This is a genomic window from Streptomyces colonosanans, from assembly GCF_001866645.1.
Taxonomy (GTDB): Bacteria; Actinomycetota; Actinomycetes; order Streptomycetales; family Streptomycetaceae; genus Streptomyces; species Streptomyces colonosanans.
In genome coordinates, this window is sequence record NZ_MLYP01000024.1 from 55727 (window position 1) to 75454 (window position 19728).

Consider the following 19728-nt stretch of genomic DNA (forward strand, 5'->3'; position numbering starts at 1 on the left):
CCCTTCGCCAGGGGGCTTCTTCTCTTTCCCTACACCGCCCGTTGCTCCATGGTTCCCGGTCGATCGGAGTCGAAGCGGCTTCCGGGCCCGGTACCGTCCGGGGCGGGCGCCCCAGGGCCCTCGGGAAGGCGTGTCCCCGCTCAGTCCCAGGAGCCCTGCGCCGCCGGCAGCTCTGCCAGTTCCGTCAGGTCCTCAGGCGTCAGCCGCAGCGTGGCCGCGCGCGCGTTCTCCGTGACCCAGCGCTCCCGCTTGGCGCCCGGTACCGGGACCACGTGCCGCCCCTGCGCCAGCACCCAGGCCAGCGCCACCTGGGCGGGTGTGACGTCCGCGCCGTGGCGGCGGGCCACCCGCCTCAGGCCGGCCACGATCGGCTGGTTCGCCGCCATCATCTCGGCCGTGAAACGGGGATGACGGGCGCGCAGATCGTCCGGCTCGAAGCCACTGCCCGGGGTCAGCGTCCCGGTCAGGAAGCCGTTGCCGAGCGGCATCGCCGCCAGGAAGCCGACCCCGCGCGCCGTGCACCACGGCACCAGCGCGTCCAGCGCCTCTGTCGACCACACCGACAGCTCGGCCTCCACCGCGCTCACCGGGAAGACCTGCTGCACCCGCTCCAGCTGCCGCAGAGTGCCGTCGTACAGCCGGGCCCCGGTCCGCCGCCTGCCGCGCACGCCCACCGCGCACAGTCCCAGCGCCCGTACCTTGCCCGCCCGCACCAGCTCCGCCATGGCGCCCCAGGTCTCCTCGACGGGGACCTCGGGGTCCGCACGGTGCAGCTGGTAAAGATCGATGACGTCGGTCTGCAGGCGTCGCAGCGAAGCGTCACAGGCCCGTTTCACATAGCCGGGGCGGCCGTTGGCCACGATGTGCTGCTCGCCCACCAGCAGGCCGACCTTGGTCGACACGAACGCCTCGGTGCGCCGCTCCTTCAGCACCCGGCCCACCAGCAGCTCGTTGGTGAACGGCCCGTACATGTCGGCCGTGTCGAGCAGCGTCACCCCCTGATCGAGCGCCCGGTGCACCGCCCGCAGCGACTCGTCGCCCCTTTGCAGCGAACCGGAGTACGCCCAGTTCATCGGCATGCACCCGAGTCCGACGGCCCCCACCTCGAGCGTTGCCGCGCCGATCGTCCTGCGCTCCACCTGGCCGTGCCCTCCCTTTCCTGGCACCCCAAACTAACCAATGCGGTTCCGGACCCTTCGCATAGCCTCCTGACCATGACTGACGATGTTTGGCTTCCGTTCCGCACCGACGAAGTAGAGGGCCTCCCCGAGGGTCCCACTTACCGCTTCTGGAACGGCGCCCAGGAGTTCCCAGCGGACCCGGCCGACTGCGTGCTGTACGTCGTGCCCTACATGAAGGGCAGTGAGACAGCGGTGCGCCCCATGGCCGCGATGACGTCCGTCCGCGTCGTGCAGACCCTCTCCGCCGGCGTCGACCATGTGCAGCCGGGCCTCCATCTGCTGCCCAGGGGCGTGCAGTTGTGCAACGCACGCGGGGTGCACGACGCCAGCACCGCCGAACTCGCGCTGACCCTGATCCTCGCCTCGCTGCGCGGCATACCCGACTTCGTCCGGGGCCAGGACCGGGGGGAGTGGCGCGCCGGGTTCCGTCCGGCGCTCGCCGACAAGTCCGTCCTCATCGTGGGATACGGGTCCGTGGGCGCCGCCATAGAGGACCGGCTCGCGCCGTTCGAGCTCGCGCGGGTGGCGCGCGTCGCGCGCCGCGAGCGCGAGACAGCGCGCGGTCTTGTGCATCCCATCTCCCGATTGTCGGAACTTCTTCCCGACGCCGATGTCGTGGTGCTCGCCACACCCCTCACGGATGAGACGAAGGGCCTGGTCAACGCGGACTTCCTGGCCCGGATGAAGGACGGTGCGCTGCTGGTCAACGTGGCCCGCGGCGGCGTCGTGGACACCAAGGCGCTGCTGGCCGAGCTGGAGACCGGCCGCATCACGGCGGCCCTGGACGTGACCGACCCCGAACCGCTGCCCGAGGGGCACCCCCTCTGGCATGCGCCCGGCGTGCTCATAAGCCCCCATGTCGGCGGCCCCACTTCGGCGTTCTGGCCCCGCGCCAAGCGCCTTCTGAGCGCTCAGCTGAACCGTTTCGTGCAGGGGGAACCGATGGAGAACGTGATATCGACGACCGGCGCGTAGGGCACGGAGCGGAGACGGCACGGGGAGGACCGGCCCGGGTGTGAACGGGCCCGTCCGGCGCACGATTTCAGCCGACACGGCCTCCGGCGCACGCCCCGGCCGCCGGGCGTACGACCGGTGTACGCGTCGTCTCCCGTCCGCTCCCCGTCTGCTTCGGGCACACTCTGCAGTCCCCCGTACGCGGTACGTACCCACTTCCTCGCTGCTCGTTACGGAGCGTAGAGGAACTATGTCCCTGAGTGACGAGACTGGTGTATCGTCCCGACAGGGGATGCGCCGCGACCGTTCGGCGCCGGGGATGGAACTTTCAGACATGCGAGGGGGGCGACGGGCGATGTACGGCCAATGGACGAGCGATCCGACGGGGCGGGGCCACGGGCGGCGACCCTGGCGAGCGGCGGCACACAGACGCGGCCACAGCGGTCACGGCAGCCATCACCACCACCGCAGGCACAGCGGCCGCAAGAGGCATGCGCACCCAGCCCACCCGGACCGGCGGGAGCCGGTGGCGCCTCGGACCGGGTGGACCCGGTGAGCTCCCTCGGGGCGGCTCCGGTCCGCAGCCCGCGGCCCGGCGGCCAAACGCGCCGGGTTCCGCAGTTCGTCCTGGCCCTGGTGTGCGCGGGATACGCCGTCGGTTCCGCGCTCGGCTGGGGCTCCCGGGAGGCCGCGCTTCTCATGGGCGACTTCGGGCTGAGCGTGGCGGCGGGTATCGCGGCAGTCTCCTGCTTCGTCTACGCCCGTAGCAGGCGCAGCCGCTTTCGACCCGCCTGGCTGTTGTTCGCGCTCTCCTCCGCCATGGCGACGCTGGGCAACGCCGTCTGGGGCTGGTACGAGGTCGTCCTCGACCGCCACGTCCCCTCGCCCAGTTGCGCCGACCTCTTCTTCCTCTGTTTCGCGCCGCCGGCCATCGTAGGACTGCTCGTGCTCGCCAAAAGGCCCGTCTCCAGGGCGGGTTGGGTCTGCCTCGCACTCGACGCATGGCTGATCGGCGGCTCGCTGCTCACGCTGTCCTGGAGCCTTGCGCTCGCTCAGGCGGCCAAATTGGACGGGCCGAGCGTCGCGCACACCGCGCTCTCGCTCGCCTACCCGCTGCTGGACATCGCCCTGATCAGCATGGTCCTCGCCCTGCACTTCCGGAGTGTGGCGGTCAACCGGTCCGCCATCAACACCGCCATCGGCGCGCTCGCCCTGACCGTGGTGTGCGACGCGCTGTTCACCTCGCCGCTGCTCCACAGCAGCTACCACTCGGGCCAGTTGCTGGACGCGGGCTGGTTCTCCGGCTCGCTGCTCCTCGCCTACGCCCCCTGGGTCGGTCCTCCTTCGCAGGCGCTGCCGCGCGACGACGGGCACGCGCGCGCGGTGCACGACCACGTGCCGGGGCAGCGGCAGGCGGCTGTGCGGGGAGCGGACCATCAGGGAGGGCACCCGCATGCGCTCTCTCCGGACCTGGACCATGTGCTCCCTCGGGACCCGGACCCCGGCCTGCCGCGGGACCTGGGCCGGCAGCTCCCGCCGGAGGCGGGCCGCGACCGGTACCCGTCCACGGCCGCGCGCCCGATCACCGGATCCCTGGCCGCGCTCACGCCCTACCTCGCCGCCGCCGTCTGCACCCTGGGGGTCCTCTACAACGTCCTCAACGGCCAGAGCGTCGACCGCGTGGTGCTCGTCACCGCCGGCGCCGTGGTGCTCGCACTGGTCGTGCGCCAGGGCATCATGCTGCTCGACAACATCACCCTCACCCAGGAACTCGCGCAGAAGGAGAACCACTTCCGCTCCCTGGTGCAGAGCTCCAGCGACGTCATCATGATCGCCGCACCCGACGGCACCCTCAGGTACGTCTCCCCGGCCGCCGCCGGTGTGTACGGGCGGCCCGCAGAGGACCTCGTCGGAACCGAACTCGCCGCGCTCATCCACCCGGAGGACCTGGGCTGCGTGGTGCACGAAGTGCGCCGCTTCCTCGCGGCCAGCCACGCCGAGGAACCCACGACCCGCATCGAGTGCCGCTTCAGGTCGGGCCGCGGCGGCTGGCTCAACGTCGAGTCCACCGTCAACCGCCACCATGGCGGGCTGATCTTCAACAGCCGGGACGTGACCGAGAGGGTGCGCCTGCAGGCGCAGCTCCAGCACAGCGCCGAGCACGACCCGCTCACCGACCTGCCCAACCGCGCCCTGTTCACCAAGCGCGTCCAGCAGGCCCTGTCCGGCCGCCGCTCCACCGACCGCGGCACAGCCCTGCGCAACACGGCGGTCCTCTTCATCGACCTCGACGGCTTCAAGGCCGTCAACGACACGATCGGACACCATGCCGGGGACGAGTTGCTCGTTCAGGCCGCCCGCAGACTCCAGGACGCGGTCCGGCAGGGCGACACCGCCGCCCGCCTCGGCGGCGACGAGTTCGCGGCCCTGATCATCGGGGACGGCACCCGCGACCGCGCCGCACGTGAACGCCACATCCTCGAACTCGCCGACCGACTCCGCCTCACCCTTTCCCAGCCGTACGACATCGACGGCGGCGACGTCCGGGTGGCCGCGTCCATCGGAGTGGCCTTCGCCGAACCGGGCCTGGGCACCGGCGAGCTGCTGCGCAACGCCGACCTTGCCATGTACCGCGCCAAGGCGGCGGGCAAGGGCCGCGTCGAGCTGTACGCGCCCCATATGCGGCAGGACGTGGTGCGCAAGGCCGAGCTGACCACCCGGTTGCGGGCCGCACTGCACGATGGTGAGTTCACCCTGTTGCACCAGCCCGTGATGTCGCTGGCCGACGGCCGGATCACCTCGGTCAGTGCTCAGGCGCGCTGGCGTTCCTCCCAGGGCGTGTTCTTCACGCCCGCCGAGTTCCTGCGCGTCTCCGAGGACAGCGACAAGGCCGCCGAGCTGGGCCGCTGGATGCTCGAGGAGGCCGTCGAGCAGGCCGCCGAGCGCACCGCCGCCGGGCTCGCCGTGCCCGTCGCCGTGCGGCTGAGCGCCCGCCGCCTCCTCGATCGCTCCCTGCCCCTCGGCTCCGTCGAGACCCTGCTCACCCGGCACGGCCTGGCCTCGGGCGCCCTGACGATCGAACTGTCCGGAGCCGACCCGAGGGTCTGTCTGGACGAGCTGGAACGCAGACTCGGCGCCCTGCACAGGATCGGCGTCCGTATCGCTCTCGACGGCCTCGGCAGCGGCCACGCGGCCATCACGGCGCTGCGCCGGCTTCCCATCGACGTACTCAAGATCGACCGCAGCCTGGTCGAGGGGGTCGTCGAGTCCGCGCAACTGCACAAGATCACCAGCGGGCTGCTGCGCATCGCCACGGACCTGGGCCTGCAGTCGGTCGCCGACGGCGTGGACCTGCCCGAGCAGGCCGTCGCGCTGCATGCGATGGGTTGTACACACGGGCAGGGCATGGCCTTCTCCGGGCCGCTGGACGAGTACCGGCTGCGCCGGGCGCTGACCTCCGGCTGCCATCCCGTGCCGCACGGCCCGGTGGAGCCGGTCCTCGCCGGCGGCAGCGCGGCGGTGTACACCAGCGTGCCCGCTGTTTTCGGAGGCGGAACGCACCTCCGCTCACATAATGAGACTCCCGTCCCACCTACTTGACAGTGACGGTGTGCCGGGGGGAGGGTCAGTGCCATGCGCACCCGAATTCTCGTACTTGGACAGCGCGTCGGCTGAACTGGGACTCACCGGACATGAACCGGACACCCAGCGACCACACCCGGCGCGCTCCCCTCGCTTGCCTCATGGCACGAGGGGTTTTTTGTTGCACAGGCACCTGCCGCACAACGCCCAAACATCGCAAAAACCCTCAGCACCGAGAAGAGAATGCCGATGACCGAGCAGGCCACCGGGGCCCAACACCCGCATCCGCGGCCCCGATCCGGAGGACAGCAGTCCGCGCCCGAGCACGTCACGGGTGCGCAGTCGCTCATTCGCTCTCTCGAGGAGGTCGGCGCCGAGACCGTATTCGGCATTCCCGGCGGTGCGATCCTTCCGGCCTACGACCCGATGATGGACTCCACTCGGGTGCGGCACGTGCTGGTGCGGCACGAGCAGGGCGCGGGTCACGCGGCCACCGGGTACGCGCAGGCCACTGGCAAGGTCGGCGTCTGCATGGCGACGTCGGGTCCCGGCGCCACCAACCTGGTGACCCCGATCGCGGACGCCCACATGGACTCGGTGCCGCTGGTCGCCATCACCGGCCAGGTCGCCTCCCGGGCGATCGGCACCGACGCCTTCCAGGAGGCGGACATCGTCGGCATCACCATGCCGATCACCAAGCACAACTTCCTCGTGACCCGGGCGGAGGACATCCCGCGGACGATCGCGGAGGCCTTCCACATCGCCTCCACCGGCCGCCCGGGCCCCGTCCTGGTCGACATCGCCAAGGACGCCCTCCAGGCCCGGACCACCTTCAGTTGGCCGCCGGTCACGGACCTGCCCGGCTACCGACCGGTGACCAAGCCGCACGCCAAGCAGATCCGCGAGGCGGCCAAGCTGATCACCTCCGCCCGGCGGCCGGTCTTCTACGTCGGCGGCGGCGTCCTGAAGGCGCAGGCCACCGCCGAGCTGAAGGTCCTCGCAGAACTCACCGGAGCGCCCGTCACCACCACCCTGATGGCGCTCGGCGCATTCCCCGACAGCCACCCGCTGCACGTGGGAATGCCGGGCATGCACGGTGCGGTCACCGCCGTCACCGCGCTGCAGAAGGCCGACCTGATCGTCGCCCTCGGCGCCCGCTTCGACGACCGCGTCACCGGCAAGCTCGACAGCTTCGCCCCCTATGCCAAGGTCGTCCACGCCGATATCGACCCGGCCGAGATCGGCAAGAACCGCGTCGCCGACGTTCCGATCGTCGGCGATGCCCGCGAGGTCATCGCCGACCTGATCCAGGCCGTGCAGAAGGAGCACGGCGAGGGCCACAAGGGCGACTACACCGCCTGGTGGAAGGATCTGAACCGCTGGCGCGAGACATACCCGCTCGGCTATGACCAGCCCGAGGACGGCACGCTCTCCCCGCAGCAGGTCATCGAGCGCATCGGGCAGCTCGCACCCGAGGGCACGATCTTCGCGGCGGGCGTCGGCCAGCATCAGATGTGGGCCGCGCACTTCATCCAGTACGACAAGCCCGCCACCTGGCTGAACTCCGGTGGTGCGGGAACCATGGGCTACTCGGTCCCGGCCGCCATGGGTGCCAAGGCCGGACGGCCCGACCGGACCGTCTGGGCGATCGACGGCGACGGCTGCTTCCAGATGACCAATCAGGAGCTGACCACCTGCACCCTGAACAACATCCCGATCAAGGTCGCCATCATCAACAACGGCGCCCTCGGGATGGTCCGCCAGTGGCAGACCCTCTTCTACAACCAGCGGTACTCCAACACGGTCCTGCACTCCGGCCCGGACGACGTCAACCCGGAGGCCAAGGGCACCCGCGTCCCCGACTTCGTGAAGCTGTCGGAGGCCATGGGCTGCTACGCGATCCGCTGCGAGTCCCCGGACGACCTCGACAAGGTCATCGAAGAGGCGAACTCCATCAACGACCGGCCGGTCGTCATCGACTTCATCGTCCACCAGGACGCCATGGTGTGGCCGATGGTCGCCGCCGGAACCTCCAACGACGAGATCATGGCCGCCCGGGACGTCCGCCCCGACTTCGGCGACAGCGAAGACGACTGAGAGAGCTGAGTGAGAACCATGTCCAAGCACACCCTCTCGGTCCTCGTCGAGAACACGCCGGGCATCCTCGCCCGGATCGCCGCGCTGTTCTCCCGCCGCGGCTTCAACATCGACTCGCTCGCCGTCGGCGTCACCGAGCACCCCGACATCTCCCGCATCACCATCGTGGTGAGTGTCGAGGAATTCCCGCTCGAACAGGTCACCAAGCAGCTCAACAAGCTCGTCAACGTCCTGAAGATCGTCGAACTGGAGCCGTCGTCCGCCGTTCAGCGGGAACTCGTTCTGGTGAAGGTGCGCGCCGACAACGAGACGCGCTCCCAGGTCGTCGAGATCGTCCAGCTGTTCCGTGCCAAGACCGTCGACGTCTCCCCGGAGGCCGTCACCATCGAGGCCACCGGGTCCAGCGACAAGCTGGAGGCCATGCTGAAGATGCTGGAGCCGTTCGGCATCAAGGAACTGGTCCAGTCCGGCACGATCGCGATCGGCCGCGGCGCCCGTTCGATCACGGACCGGTCGCTACGCGCCCTTGACCGGTCCGCCTAGGACCCGTCCAGAAGAATCCCGTACCACCGGAGAGGGGTGGCCGGCCGCCGGCCGCCCGTATCCGATACCCGCAACGTCCCTTCGCCTCACCGTCATACGGTGGGACGCAACATCTGCACACCAAGGAGAGAACCGAAAGTGGCCGAGCTGTTCTACGACGCTGATGCCGACCTGTCCATCATCCAGGGCCGCAAGGTCGCGGTCATCGGCTACGGCAGCCAGGGCCACGCCCACGCGCTGTCGCTGCGTGACTCGGGTGTCGACGTCCGGGTCGGTCTGCACGAGGGCTCCAAGTCCAAGGAGAAGGCCGAGGAGCAGGGCCTGCGCGTGGTGACCCCCGCTCAGGCCGCCGCCGAGGCCGACGTCATCATGATCCTGGTCCCGGACCCGATCCAGGCCCAGGTCTACGAGGAGTCCATCGCCTCGAACCTGAAGGACGGCGACGCGCTGTTCTTCGGCCACGGCTTCAACATCCGCTTCGGCTTCATCAAGCCCCCGGCCGGTGTCGACGTGTGCATGGTCGCCCCGAAGGGCCCGGGCCACCTGGTGCGCCGCCAGTACGAGGAGGGCCGCGGCGTTCCGTGCATCGCCGCCGTCGAGCAGGACGCCTCCGGCAACGCCTTCGCCCTGGCCCTCTCCTACGCCAAGGCCATCGGCGGCACCCGCGCCGGCGTCATCAAGACCACCTTCACCGAGGAGACCGAGACCGACCTGTTCGGTGAGCAGGCCGTCCTGTGCGGTGGCACGGCCGCGCTGGTGAAGGCGGGCTTCGAGACCCTGACCGAGGCCGGGTACCAGCCGGAGATCGCCTACTTCGAGTGCCTGCACGAGCTGAAGCTGATCGTCGACCTCATGTACGAGGGCGGTCTGGAGAAGATGCGCTGGTCGATCTCCGAGACCGCCGAGTGGGGCGACTACGTCACCGGCCCGCGGATCATCACCGACGCCACCAAGGCCGAGATGAAGAAGGTCCTCGCGGAGATCCAGGACGGCACCTTCGCGCAGAACTGGATGGACGAGTACCACGGCGGTCTGAAGAAGTACAACGAGTACAAGAAGCAGGACTCCGAGCACCTGCTGGAGACCACCGGCAAGGAGCTGCGCAAGCTCATGAGCTGGGTGAACGAGGAGGCGTAAGCCTCATGGCCAGAGGGCCGGAGCGGTCTGCTCCGGCCCCCGAGGGCCTGTCGTCAAATTCCGGTCCGCCCCGCGCCGCGGGGCCGCCCTTCGGGCGACGACGGGAATTTGACGACAGGCCCTCGGCACACCGTGGGCAATGCCCGGAACCCGGCGTTGTCCGGCCCGTCCAGCCACGGACGGGTGATCCTTCCGCAGCGGCGTAAAACGATACGCGCGGCGCCACTAGACTGCTGGACAACAAACGCGTCAGGCCCACAGTGTCGTGCGTCTTCCACGCGGCTAGCACCCCTCCACCGCCTGCGGCCGTCGGCACGGCCGTCCGCATTGGACATGTGAGGACTCACGTGAGCTCGTACCCTCGTCGAAAAGCCACGGTACTCATCGCTGAAGAGCTGTCGCCCGCGACTGTCGATGCCCTCGGCCCCGACTTCGAGATCCGGCGCTGCAACGGCGCCGACCGCGCCGAACTGCTCCCGGCGATCGCCGACGTCGACGCCATCCTGATCCGCTCCGCGACGAAGGTCGACGCCGAGGCCATCGCCGCCGCGCAGAAGCTCAAGGTCGTCGCGCGCGCCGGCGTCGGCCTGGACAACGTGGACGTCTCCGCCGCCACCAAGGCCGGCGTGATGGTCGTCAACGCCCCCACCTCGAACATCGTGACCGCGGCCGAGCTCGCCTGCGGTCTGATCCTGTCCACCGCCCGCAACATCCCGCAGGCCAACGCCGCGCTGAAGAACGGCGAGTGGAAGCGCAGCAAGTACACGGGCGTCGAACTGGCCGAGAAGACCCTCGGCGTGGTCGGCCTCGGCCGCATCGGCGCGCTGGTCGCGCAGCGCATGTCCGCGTTCGGCATGAAGGTCGTCGCCTACGACCCCTACGTCCAGCCCGCCCGGGCGGCGCAGATGGGCGTCAAGGTGCTGACCCTGGACGAACTGCTGGAGACCTCCGACTTCATCACCGTCCACCTGCCGAAGACCCCCGAGACGATCGGCCTGATCGGCGACGAGGCACTGCACAAGGTCAAGCCGGGCGTCCGTATCGTCAACGCCGCGCGCGGCGGGATCGTCGACGAGGCGGCGCTGTACTCGGCGCTCAAGGAGGGCCGGGTCGCGGGCGCGGGCCTGGACGTGTACGCGAAGGAGCCGTGCACGGACTCGCCGCTGTTCGAGCTGGACCAGGTCGTCTGCACCCCGCACCTGGGCGCTTCGACGGACGAGGCGCAGGAGAAGGCCGGCATCGCGGTCGCCAAGTCGGTGCGTCTCGCGCTCGCCGGTGAACTGGTGCCGGACGCGGTGAACGTCCAGGGCGGTGTCATCGCCGAGGACGTCAAGCCGGGTCTGCCGCTCGCCGAGAGGCTCGGCCGCATCTTCACCGCCCTCGCGGGCGAGGTCGCGGTCCGTCTCGACGTCGAGGTCTACGGCGAGATCACTCAGCACGATGTGAAGGTGCTGGAGCTGTCCGCGCTCAAGGGCGTCTTCGAGGACGTCGTCGACGAGACCGTCTCCTACGTCAACGCACCGCTGTTCGCCCAGGAACGGGGCGTGGAGGTGCGCCTGACGACGAGCAGCGAGGCGACCGACCACCGCAATGTCGTCACCGTGCGCGGCACCCTCTCCGACGGTGGGGAGGTGTCGGTCTCCGGCACGCTGACCGGCCCCAAGCACCTCCAGAAGATCGTCGCCGTCGGCGAGTACGACGTCGACCTGGCGCTCGCCGACCACATGGTCGTCCTGCGCTACGAGGACCGTCCCGGCGTCGTCGGTGCGGTCGGCCGCATCGTCGGCGAGGCCGGCATCAACATCGCCGGCATGCAGGTCGCCCGCGCGGCGGCCGGCGGCGAGGCGCTGGCGGTACTGACCGTGGACGACACGGTGCCGTCCGGCGTGCTGGCGGAGGTCGCCGCGGAGATCGGCGCGACGTTCGCCCGGTCGGTGAACCTGGTCTGAGGTGCGTCATGGGCGACCGCCGCGTGCGGTCGCCGCACCGACCCCGGGGTATTGCCCCGTGACCCCCGTTCGTGGGGAACGGGGGTCATACGTCAACGCCGGACGGGCTTCAGCAGCCCGTCCGGCGCATTCCGTGCTGGGGAGCAGTGACCGGGTGTCAGGCCACGGCCATCGCAGACTCGGTCACCTCGTCCTCGGCCGGAGAGGCCTCACTGACGTGGATCCGGCGGAGGGGCGTCGCCGCGATCGCCGCGAGGACCAGCACCGCCGCCCCCGCGATCGCCGCCCCGTGCATCCCACTGGTGAAGGCCTCCCGCGCCGCTGTCACCAGGGCCTCGCCCGTACGTCCCGGCAGCTGTCCGGCGACCGCGAGCGCGCCGCCGAGGGTCTCATGGGCCGGGGCCGGCGCGGAGGCCGGGATCTCGTGGCGGTAGATCGCCGTACCGATGGAGCCGAGGACGGCCATGCCCAGCGCGCCACCGAACTCCGATCCCGTCTCCAGCAGCGACGAGGCCGCGCCGGCCTGCTCCACGGGAGCCGCACTCAGCGCCAGATCGGTCATCTGGGAGATGACCATCACGATGCCCGAGGCCAGCACCCCGCACGCGGCCAGCACCAGCCAGAGCGAGTCCGTCCCGGCCAGGGCCAGCATCCCGTAGCCCGACGCGGCGATCACGAAGCCCGCCGTGACGACGTACGCCCGGTTGACGCCCTTCTGTACCAGGGCGGCCGCCACCGGAGCCGCCATCCCGATCGGCACCGACGGCAGCAGCGACCACAGCGCCGCCTCCAGCGCGCTCTTGCCGAGCACCGACTGCAGGTACTGCGTGGTGAAGAAGGCCGAGCCCATCATGGCGAACGTGGAGACGAGGTTGAGGACCACCGCGGGGGCGAAGCCCCGGCCGCGGAACAGCGCCGGCGAGATCATCGGAGAGGCCGTGGTGCGCTGGCGGTGGACGAAGAGGGCGGCGAAGAGCAGGCCGACGGCGATCGAGCCGATGTACAGCGGGCGTACGCCCTGTGAGGGCATCTCCTTCAGGCCGTAGATCGAGGGAAGAACCGCCGCCATCGACAGCGGCACGCTGAGAAGGTCGAAGCGGCCGGGCTCCGGGTTCTTCGACTCGGGCAGCAGGATCGGGCCCAGTACCAGCAGCAGCGCCATCGCGGGCAGGTTGACCAGGAAGACCGAGCCCCACCAGAAGTACTGCACCAGGACGCCGCTCAGCACCGAGCCGAGTGCGATGCCGCCGGTCATCACCCCGGACCAGAGACCGATCGCCTTCGCCCGCTGGCCAGGGTCGGTGAACATCGTGCGGACCAGCGCCATCGTCGAGGGCATCAGGGTTGCGCCGCCGATGCCGAGAACCGCGCGGGCGGCGATCAGGGTTTCGGCGCTGTTCGCGTACGCGGCTGTCAGCGAGGCGGCACCGAAGGCGGCGGCGCCGAACAGCAGCAGCTTGCGGCGGCCGATGCGGTCACCGAGCGAGCCCATCGTCATCAGCAGACCAGCCAGGACGAACGCGTAGATGTCGAAGATCCACAGCTGCTGGGTGCTGCTCGGCTCCAGGTCCGCGCTGATCTCCGGGATGGCGAAGTACAGGACCGAGACGTCCATCGAGACCAGCAGCAGCGGCAGCATCAGCACGCCGAGGGCGGTCCATTCGCGACGGCCGGCGCGGGCGGCAGGTGCGGTCGCGGTCGTGGTGGTGCTCGTTGGGTTCGTCATGGCAGTGACTGTACGGATGTCTTAAACGCTTGTCTAGTACGGACGTATAAATCGCTCGTCTAGGACGGTTGTATGGGTCCGGAGTAGGGTGAGCCGCATGGGACACCGTGAGGATCTGCTCGAGGGCGCCAAGCGCTGCCTGCTGGAGAAGGGGTTCGTGCGCACGACCGCGCGCGACATCGTCAAGGAGTCGGGGACCAACCTGGCGTCGATCGGCTACCACTACGGCTCCAAGGACGCGCTGCTGGTGCAGGCGTACATCTCTTTCGTGGAGGAGATGAGCGACGGCACCGGGCCGGGCTGGGAGGCGAGTGCCGTGCCCCGGACGCCCGCCGGGTCGCTGGAGCGCTTCCAGGAGGTATGGGCGAACATCATCCGCTCGGTGCCCGAGTCACGCGCGATCTGGCTGCTGAGCTTCGAGCTCATCTTTCAGGGGGACCGGGTGCCTGAGGTGCGTAAGCTGCTCGCCGAGTCGCAGGAGGAGGGCCGTTCGGGGATCGTCCCGTTGTTCACCGACGTCCCGGAGGCGGAGCTCGACAAGGAGACCGTCGACACCGAGGGCCGCCTCTATCAGACCCTGCTTCAGGGCCTCATGGTGCAGTGGCTCTTCGACCCCGACACGGCCACCCATGCCGATCAACTCACCGAGGGGCTGCGCCGGGTGATGAAGGCGGCGAACGCGGCGCCTCAGGGTGAGGGGCAGAGCTGACGCTTACGTAGGCCGAGAAGTGACCGTTGGGCCGCTCGCTTCTTTGCCAAGTGTCGTGGTGGAGGGGGCCGCGTCAAGGGCGCTTCGCGTCGCCTTCGGCGATGGCTCTCCGGGCCACCCTTGACCCGGCCCGCTCCACCACGGGTAAGAAGCGAGCGAGCGGCCCGGAAGAGCAGTGGCCCAGCCCGGTGTCGAGCTTCGGGTGGGCTGCGATCGTGCCCTTGGCCGGGGGCGCGTTCGCGTCTCGCCAGCACGCCGGGTGGGCTTAGCGGCTTACTGCCGGTGGGGCGGGAGGGTGCGTTCGCTGAGTGGGGGCACGCCGGGTGGGTTTGACGGCTTGCGGCGGGTTGGGGTGGTGGGTCCGGGCTGCGGCCGGTGGGCCGGTCAGGAGTGACAGGTGTGACGCTGGTGCTCTTACGCGGGAGCGCGGACGCTAATTGGAGGGTTTGTGCCAGCAGGCGGGGACAGAAGCGCTGGTGGGAAGCTCCGGCCGTGGCACAAACCCTCCAATCGTGCCTATTGCTGCAGTCCCTGCCCAGATTGGTACCCGGGGGCATACCACCTCCCCATCCCATCGGCCGATTGCCGCTGAGCCAGCCCGGCGTGCCCCAGCTTGCCATCGCGCCCCGCCGCTCATCGCAATCTGCCGAGCCGCCCCGGCGTGCATGTGAGGTGCGACCGCGCCCCCTGTCCCACCGGCCGTAAGCCGCTAAGCCCCCCCGGCGTGCTGGCGAGACGCGAACGCGCCGCCACCACCAGCCCACGTCCCGGCCAACTCCACCCCCGACACCGGGCTGGCCACCCGCTCGCTTCTTACCCGTGCTGGAGCGAGGCGTGTCAAGGGTGGCCCGGAGGGCCATCGCCGAAGGCGACGCGTAGCGCCCTTGACTCGCCTCGCGGAAGCACGACTCTGGCCGAGAAGCGGGCGGCCCCACGGCAACCTTTCAACTTGGGCCCGCGACACCCAACCGCGCCCGTACCGTCTTGCCGACCTCCGCCCTCAGGAACCAGTCCAACTCCTCGGCGAGTTGGGTGACGACCAGGAGTCCCCGGCCGCGCTCGCCTCCGATGCCCACCCGGCCCGGCTCGGGGAATGCCCGTACCGGATCCGACACGTCCACGATCAATCCGCCTCCCTCCAACTCGGCGAGCCGCAGCCACAGTTCATGACCGGGCGCCCTGCCGTGCACCACCGCGTTCGCGACCAGCTCCGAGGCCACGAGTACGGCGTCCTCCACGTCCCCGGCCCAGTTCCACAGAGTGAGGCGGCGGCGGACGTGGATCCGGGTGACGGGAACGCTGCGAGTGGTCATGGGGTAGCTCATGGACCAGTCGTGGGTGAGGAGAGTGGGGGCATGGGGGCTCCGTTCTGTGGAGTGGTTGCCGTCCACGGTGGCGAGACCGTCTATCGAGCTGCAATCGAAACTCCGCAGAAATTTCAAGGGAGTTGAAATTGGACTATGCCCGGATCTGCGTATTCGGCTGCATGGTCCGTACAGGGGGTGTCACACTCTGCGCATGGCATCCAAGCGCGGACGTACGGCACAGCGACTTGAACTTGGCTTGCAGCTCCGCCAATTAAGGGAGGGTTGCGGCCGCGGAGACCGGGGAGGTGGACTCACCCGCAAGCAGGCCGTACAAGGGCTGCGAATCTCTGAGGCAAGCCTCCTGCGGATCGAGACCGGCGCCCTCAACTTCCGGAACATCGGTGACCTGCGCAAACTGCTCGAAAAGTATGGCGTTACTGACGAGGAGATCATTGAGTCGCTGGTCAACCTCAACCGTGAGTCGGGGCATCAGGACTGGCTCACCCAGTTCCGGGGGCTCATGCCCGCCGGAATGCCGGCGTTCGTCGGTCTGGAGCCGGAAGCTCGTGGCATGCGGGCGTACCACCCGACTCTCGTCTACGGTCTCCTCCAGACCAGGCGCTACGCGCAGGCCCTCTCCGAAGCGAACAAGCCGGTAGAGGAGCACACATCCGAGTTCATCCGCAATAGCGTGGAACTCAGGATGAAGCGCCAGGAGGTACTCAGCCGGGAGAACCCGGTCAAGCTGCGCGTGATCCTCGGTGAAGCGGCTCTGCTCTACCCGGTCGGAGGCGCCGACGTCATGAGTGAGCAGTACGAACGACTCGTGACGATGTCGTCCTGGGACCACGTCACGATCCAGGTGCTGCCGTTCCGCCCTGGCTTCCGGTCCACCCACGACTTTGCCATCCTGGACCTCGGTGACGATCTTCCACCGAGGGTTCAGATCGACAGCGCCTGGGGGGCAACTCACACGTCTGAAAAGCGCCGTGAGGTCGACCGGTTCATCCGGCAGTACGACGCGATGACGGCATCAGCGTTGCCGCCCGAGGACACGCCCGCTTTCCTGCAACGACTACAACGAGAGCTGTGAGCTATGCGCCTGCGCCACACCGCACCGGAACTCGCACCCGACCACGCCTGGTTCAAGTCTTCCTACAGCGATGGCAACGGCCAGAACTGCGTCGAAGTAGCCCACGTCGCCCCCCACATCGGCATCCGCGACTCCAAGAACCCCCACGGCCCCGCCCTCCTCCTCCCCTCCCACGCCTGGACAGAGTTCATCGCTTACGTCAGCGAGAGCTGACGGCCCGGTTCAGAAACCCTGCCGTGGCCGTGGCGAAGCATTCGGCGTCGTCCAGCCACGGGTAGTGGCCCGCGCCGGGCTGGATCAGCAGCTCGGCGTTCGGGAACAGTTCGGCGAATTCGGTGATCGTGGCGGGAGGGGCGCCCGGGTCGACCTCCCCGGCGAGAAGCAGCACCGGTCGTGTGAATCGGGCGAGCGCGGCCCGGGTGGCGGGCGGGTCGAAGGCGCCCTCGGCGCCGGAGGCGGCCATGATCTCCGGGTTCAACCGCTCGTCCCCTGCGGCCTGATATGCCTGAGCCGCCTCGTCCCAGCGGCCGTACGAGAACGGGGCGATGGCTTGCCAGTGGTCAGCGGTGGCCTCGCCCGCCATGATCGCCTCCAGTGCCGCGAATGCCTCCGTGAACCACGGCTCGTCCCTGCGCAGCCCGGCCGCCTCCAGCCGCAGTTCCCCGCTGATCGTGAGGCCGACGGCCCGGACGCTCGGTGTGATCAGTGCGAGGCTGCCGACGCGTTCCGGGCGGCGGCTCACGTACAGCGCGGCCAGGTTCGCGCCGGCGCAGTGTGCGAGCAGGTCCATCCGGTCCAGGTCGAGGTGCTCGCGCAGGGCCTCCACGTCGTCGACGAGCCGGTCGCAGCGGTAGGAGGCGGTGTCCCGTGGCGTCGCGGACCGGCCCGTCCCCCGGAGGTCCAGCCTGATCAGTCGGCGGTGCGCGGACAGTCCGCCGAGGTCGCCGAGGTAGGCGGAGTCCGTGGGGCCGCCGGGCAGGCAGACCAGCGGAAGGCCCTCTCCGGATACGTGGTAGGCGAGTTCGGTCCCGTCGTACGTGGAGAAGGAGGAAGAGAAGGTAGACATGGTCAACACCCTCTCAACGGCCCCCAGTTGAAACAACAGGCAGCCAGGATGTCCAGGCGTGGCGCGCCTACAGCCGAGCCCCCTTCAACGCCATATGCAGCAGCAACCGGTCCTCCCCGTCGTCCAGGTCCAGTCCCGTGAGCTGTTCGACGCGGGACAGACGGTAGTACAAGGTCTGGCGGTGGATGCCCAGTTCCGACGCCGTGCGGCCCGCCTGGCCGGCGCAGTCCAGGAACACCTCTGCCGTACGGGCGAGTTCGCGGTGGGCGGGGGACAACAGGGCGTGCACGGCGGGGTCGTGGGCCGCCTCCGGCGGGAGCGACGTCAGCAGGCGGTACGGGCCGATGGCCGACCACTGCGCGACCGGGCCGAGCCGGGGATCGGCCAGGGCCGCGCGGGCCGCCGCCGAGGCTTCCCGCCACGCGGCGCCCAGCTCCGCGAGGCCGTGGCGGGCGCCGGCCACCCCGGCCGCGGTCCGCCCGCCACCGTGCGTCCCCTCCGCCTCCCGCAGCAGCCGGGAGGCCGCCGTCAGCGCCGGGGTCAGCACATCCGCCGAGCGCAGCCGTACCAGGAGGGCCAGGCTCTGGCCCTCCGTGCCCCAGGGCACCGTGCACAGCGCGGTCGCCGCCGGGATCGTGCGGGCCGAGGGGGCGTCGTCCGGGTCGGCCGAAAGCCAGGGGGCCACACACACCACCGTCTGCAGACCGTCGCCCCGCATGCCCAGCGCCGTACGCATCTCGGCCACCGCCATGTCCTGCTGCCAGCCGGGCTCGGCGGTGAGGACCGCGCGCAGTTCACGGGTCAGGTCCGCGCCCGCCTGCGCCTCGTCCGCGAGCAGCGCGCCGATGCGGGCGGTGACCTCCATCGCCGCGGACAGCTGTGTCTCGGGTGGGCCCGGCTCGTCGGCGAGCAGCCATACGTACCCGAGGACGACACCCCGATGGCGTACCGGCAGGCAGATCCGTCCCCGGTAGACGCCCGCCTCCGGCGTGGGCGGAATGCGTACCGGCCCGGTGGCCCGAGCGATGCCGAAGCCCTCGAACCACTTCCGCACCGCCGCCGTGGAGCGGCGCGTGAGGATCGAGCGGGTGCGGACCGGGTCGAGGGACGCCTCGTCGAAGTCGCCGTCGCTGTCGTACGCGGCGAAGGCGATCAGTTCGAAGTCCCGGTTCTCCAGGGTCGCGGGGGCACCCAGCAGTGCCGAGATCTCGTCGACGAGCTCCTGGTAGTCGCCCCGCCCTGATTTGAAGACATCCGCCACAGCAGTATTCTCCCGCATTCGCCGCAGCCTTCATACGGATGTATGAGATCCAGGGCACGGATGCGTGACAGCTGTCGATGGTCGACGCCCGGAGCGATCCGTAGGTTTCACGGTGGTTCTCCGTGCCGTACCCGAAATGCTCGGGATGCGGTCTTTTGATGAGTGTGTTGGAGGTGCCCCGTGCTGGGTCCCGTGATTCTCGCCGCGTCGCGAAGCGACCGGATGCGCCGCCTGATCTCGGCGGTGCCGGTGACCAAGCAGGTCGTGGACCGCTTCATCCCCGGCGAGACCGTCGGTGAGATCGTCCCGATCGTCAAGGACCTCACCGGCAAGGGTCTCGAGCTCACCATGGACGTCGTCGGCGAGGACATCACCAGTCCCGACCAGGCCGCGGCCGCGCGCGACGCCTACCTGCAGCTGATCGAGCACCTCGGGAAGCTGAACCTCGGCACCAAGGCCGAGATGTCGGTCAAGCTGTCCATGTTCGGCCAGGCGCTGGAGGGCGGCCACGAGCTGGCCCTCGCCAACGTCCGCCCGGTCGTCGAGGCCGCCGCCGCCATCGGCACCACCGTCACGCTGGACGCCGAGGACCACACCACCCTCGACTCGATGTTCGCCATCCACGAGGAGCTGCGGAAGGACTTCCCGCAGACCGGCTGTGTGATCCAGGCCTACCTCTTCCGCACCGAGGACGACGCCCGCCGTCTCGCCGCCGCCGGCAGCCGGGTGCGTATTGTGAAGGGGGCGTACAAGGAGCCCGCGTCGGTCGCGTACCAGGACAAGGCCGAGATCGACAAGGCGTACGTCCGTATCCTGAAGATCCTCATGGAGGGTCAGGGGTACCCGATGATCGGCTCGCACGACCCGCGGCTGATCTCCATCGCGCAGGAAATCGGCCGGCGCGCCGGCCGTAAGCTCGACGAGTACGAGTTCCAGATGCTGTACGGCATCCGCAGCGACGAGCATCTGCGGCTGGCTGCAGAGGGCCACCGGATGCGCGTGTACACGGCGTACGGCACGGACTGGTACGGCTACTTCATGCGCCGCCTGGCGGAGAAGCCGGCGAACCTGCGCTTCTTCCTCCGTTCGATGGTCAGCAAGGGCTGAGCCCGACCCGCCCCGC

Annotated in this window: 15 protein-coding genes; 10 read left to right on the top strand and 5 right to left on the bottom strand. The window is 69.6% G+C overall.

Translation table 11 applies throughout. The annotated features are described in order from the left end of the window. Positions 1-140: 140 nt before the first annotated feature. On the bottom strand, positions 141-1139 hold the full coding sequence (locus tag BIV24_RS09510; RefSeq protein ID WP_071365773.1) for an aldo/keto reductase: 999 nt from the start codon (positions 1137-1139) through the stop codon (positions 141-143). A 75-nt stretch (positions 1140-1214) separates the two neighbouring features. On the opposite strand from BIV24_RS09510, the gene BIV24_RS09515 reads away from it, so the two are divergent. From BIV24_RS09515 to serA, 6 genes are all read left to right on the top strand, one after another. Beyond that, positions 1215-2156, top strand: coding sequence for a 2-hydroxyacid dehydrogenase (locus BIV24_RS09515; protein WP_071365774.1), 942 nt, complete (start codon positions 1215-1217; stop codon positions 2154-2156). A 345-nt stretch (positions 2157-2501) separates the two neighbouring features. Then, the gene (locus tag BIV24_RS09520) at positions 2502-5735 is read left to right on the top strand and encodes an EAL domain-containing protein (protein ID WP_107459318.1); all 3234 of its coding nucleotides are present in this window, start codon (positions 2502-2504) and stop codon (positions 5733-5735) included. A 231-nt stretch (positions 5736-5966) separates the two neighbouring features. Continuing rightward, entirely contained in the window at positions 5967-7814 is a 1848-nt protein-coding gene (locus tag BIV24_RS09525) for an acetolactate synthase large subunit (protein WP_177198663.1), read from the top strand. Between the two features lie 18 nt (positions 7815-7832). Then, positions 7833-8357 (top strand): acetolactate synthase small subunit, encoded by a 525-nt coding sequence (gene ilvN, locus BIV24_RS09530; RefSeq protein ID WP_071365776.1) that lies wholly within the window; start codon positions 7833-7835, stop codon positions 8355-8357. Between the two features lie 138 nt (positions 8358-8495). Further along, the gene (gene ilvC, locus BIV24_RS09535; RefSeq protein ID WP_071365777.1) at positions 8496-9494 is read left to right on the top strand and encodes a ketol-acid reductoisomerase; all 999 of its coding nucleotides are present in this window, start codon (positions 8496-8498) and stop codon (positions 9492-9494) included. 347 nt (positions 9495-9841) lie between these two features. Then, positions 9842-11443: a phosphoglycerate dehydrogenase gene (gene serA / locus BIV24_RS09540; protein WP_071365778.1), complete on the top strand. Its 1602-nt coding sequence runs from the start codon at positions 9842-9844 to the stop codon at positions 11441-11443. A 157-nt stretch (positions 11444-11600) separates the two neighbouring features. On the opposite strand, the gene BIV24_RS09545 is transcribed toward serA, so the two are convergent. After that, a complete protein-coding gene (locus BIV24_RS09545; RefSeq protein ID WP_071365779.1) occupies positions 11601-13169 on the bottom strand; it encodes an MFS transporter in 1569 nt (522 codons plus the stop codon). Between the two features lie 97 nt (positions 13170-13266). Here BIV24_RS09545 and BIV24_RS09550 point away from each other — a divergent pair, with 97 nt between their 5' ends. Beyond that, positions 13267-13878 (top strand): TetR/AcrR family transcriptional regulator, encoded by a 612-nt coding sequence (locus BIV24_RS09550; protein ID WP_071365780.1) that lies wholly within the window; start codon positions 13267-13269, stop codon positions 13876-13878. Between the two features lie 944 nt (positions 13879-14822). Here the strand turns inward: BIV24_RS09550 and BIV24_RS09555 are convergent. Further along, positions 14823-15191: an ATP-binding protein gene (locus tag BIV24_RS09555; RefSeq protein ID WP_245766722.1), complete on the bottom strand. Its 369-nt coding sequence runs from the start codon at positions 15189-15191 to the stop codon at positions 14823-14825. Between the two features lie 205 nt (positions 15192-15396). On the opposite strand from BIV24_RS09555, the gene BIV24_RS09560 reads away from it, so the two are divergent. Both BIV24_RS09560 and BIV24_RS09565 read left to right on the top strand, forming a co-directional pair. Further along, on the top strand, positions 15397-16278 hold the full coding sequence (locus BIV24_RS09560) for a DUF5753 domain-containing protein (RefSeq protein ID WP_071365781.1): 882 nt from the start codon (positions 15397-15399) through the stop codon (positions 16276-16278). A gap of 3 nt (positions 16279-16281) precedes the next feature. Beyond that, positions 16282-16491, top strand: a complete 210-nt coding sequence (locus BIV24_RS09565; protein ID WP_071365782.1) for a DUF397 domain-containing protein — start codon at positions 16282-16284, stop codon at positions 16489-16491. Here the strand turns inward: BIV24_RS09565 and BIV24_RS09570 are convergent. Together BIV24_RS09570 and BIV24_RS09575 are read right to left on the bottom strand one after the other, a co-directional pair. Continuing rightward, positions 16478-17344, bottom strand: a complete 867-nt coding sequence (locus tag BIV24_RS09570; protein WP_071365783.1) for an alpha/beta fold hydrolase — start codon at positions 17342-17344, stop codon at positions 16478-16480. The genes BIV24_RS09565 and BIV24_RS09570 overlap by 14 nt on opposite strands. Positions 17345-17411: 67 nt before the next feature. Continuing rightward, complete coding sequence (locus BIV24_RS09575) at positions 17412-18623, bottom strand: PucR family transcriptional regulator (RefSeq protein WP_071365784.1); 1212 nt, start codon at positions 18621-18623, stop codon at positions 17412-17414. Between the two features lie 162 nt (positions 18624-18785). Here BIV24_RS09575 and BIV24_RS09580 point away from each other — a divergent pair, with 162 nt between their 5' ends. After that, on the top strand, positions 18786-19712 hold the full coding sequence (locus BIV24_RS09580) for a proline dehydrogenase family protein (RefSeq protein ID WP_071365785.1): 927 nt from the start codon (positions 18786-18788) through the stop codon (positions 19710-19712). Positions 19713-19728 lie beyond the last annotated feature (16 nt).

Bases quoted from the DNA above. Each gene is read 5' to 3' on its own strand.
- BIV24_RS09515 (WP_071365774.1), top strand. From the start codon at position 1,215: ATGACTGACGATGTTTGGCTTCCGTTCCGCACCGACGAAGTAGAGGGC.
- BIV24_RS09520 (WP_107459318.1), top strand. From the start codon at position 2,502: ATGGACGAGCGATCCGACGGGGCGGGGCCACGGGCGGCGACCCTGGCG.
- BIV24_RS09525 (WP_177198663.1), top strand. From the start codon at position 5,967: ATGACCGAGCAGGCCACCGGGGCCCAACACCCGCATCCGCGGCCCCGA.
- ilvN (WP_071365776.1), top strand. From the start codon at position 7,833: ATGTCCAAGCACACCCTCTCGGTCCTCGTCGAGAACACGCCGGGCATC.
- BIV24_RS09545 (WP_071365779.1), bottom strand. From the start codon at position 13,169: ATGACGAACCCAACGAGCACCACCACGACCGCGACCGCACCTGCCGCC.
- BIV24_RS09550 (WP_071365780.1), top strand. From the start codon at position 13,267: ATGGGACACCGTGAGGATCTGCTCGAGGGCGCCAAGCGCTGCCTGCTG.
- BIV24_RS09555 (WP_245766722.1), bottom strand. From the start codon at position 15,191: ATGACCACTCGCAGCGTTCCCGTCACCCGGATCCACGTCCGCCGCCGC.
- BIV24_RS09560 (WP_071365781.1), top strand. From the start codon at position 15,397: ATGGCATCCAAGCGCGGACGTACGGCACAGCGACTTGAACTTGGCTTG.
- BIV24_RS09565 (WP_071365782.1), top strand. From the start codon at position 16,282: ATGCGCCTGCGCCACACCGCACCGGAACTCGCACCCGACCACGCCTGG.
- BIV24_RS09570 (WP_071365783.1), bottom strand. From the start codon at position 17,344: ATGTCTACCTTCTCTTCCTCCTTCTCCACGTACGACGGGACCGAACTC.
- BIV24_RS09575 (WP_071365784.1), bottom strand. From the start codon at position 18,623: ATGCGGGAGAATACTGCTGTGGCGGATGTCTTCAAATCAGGGCGGGGC.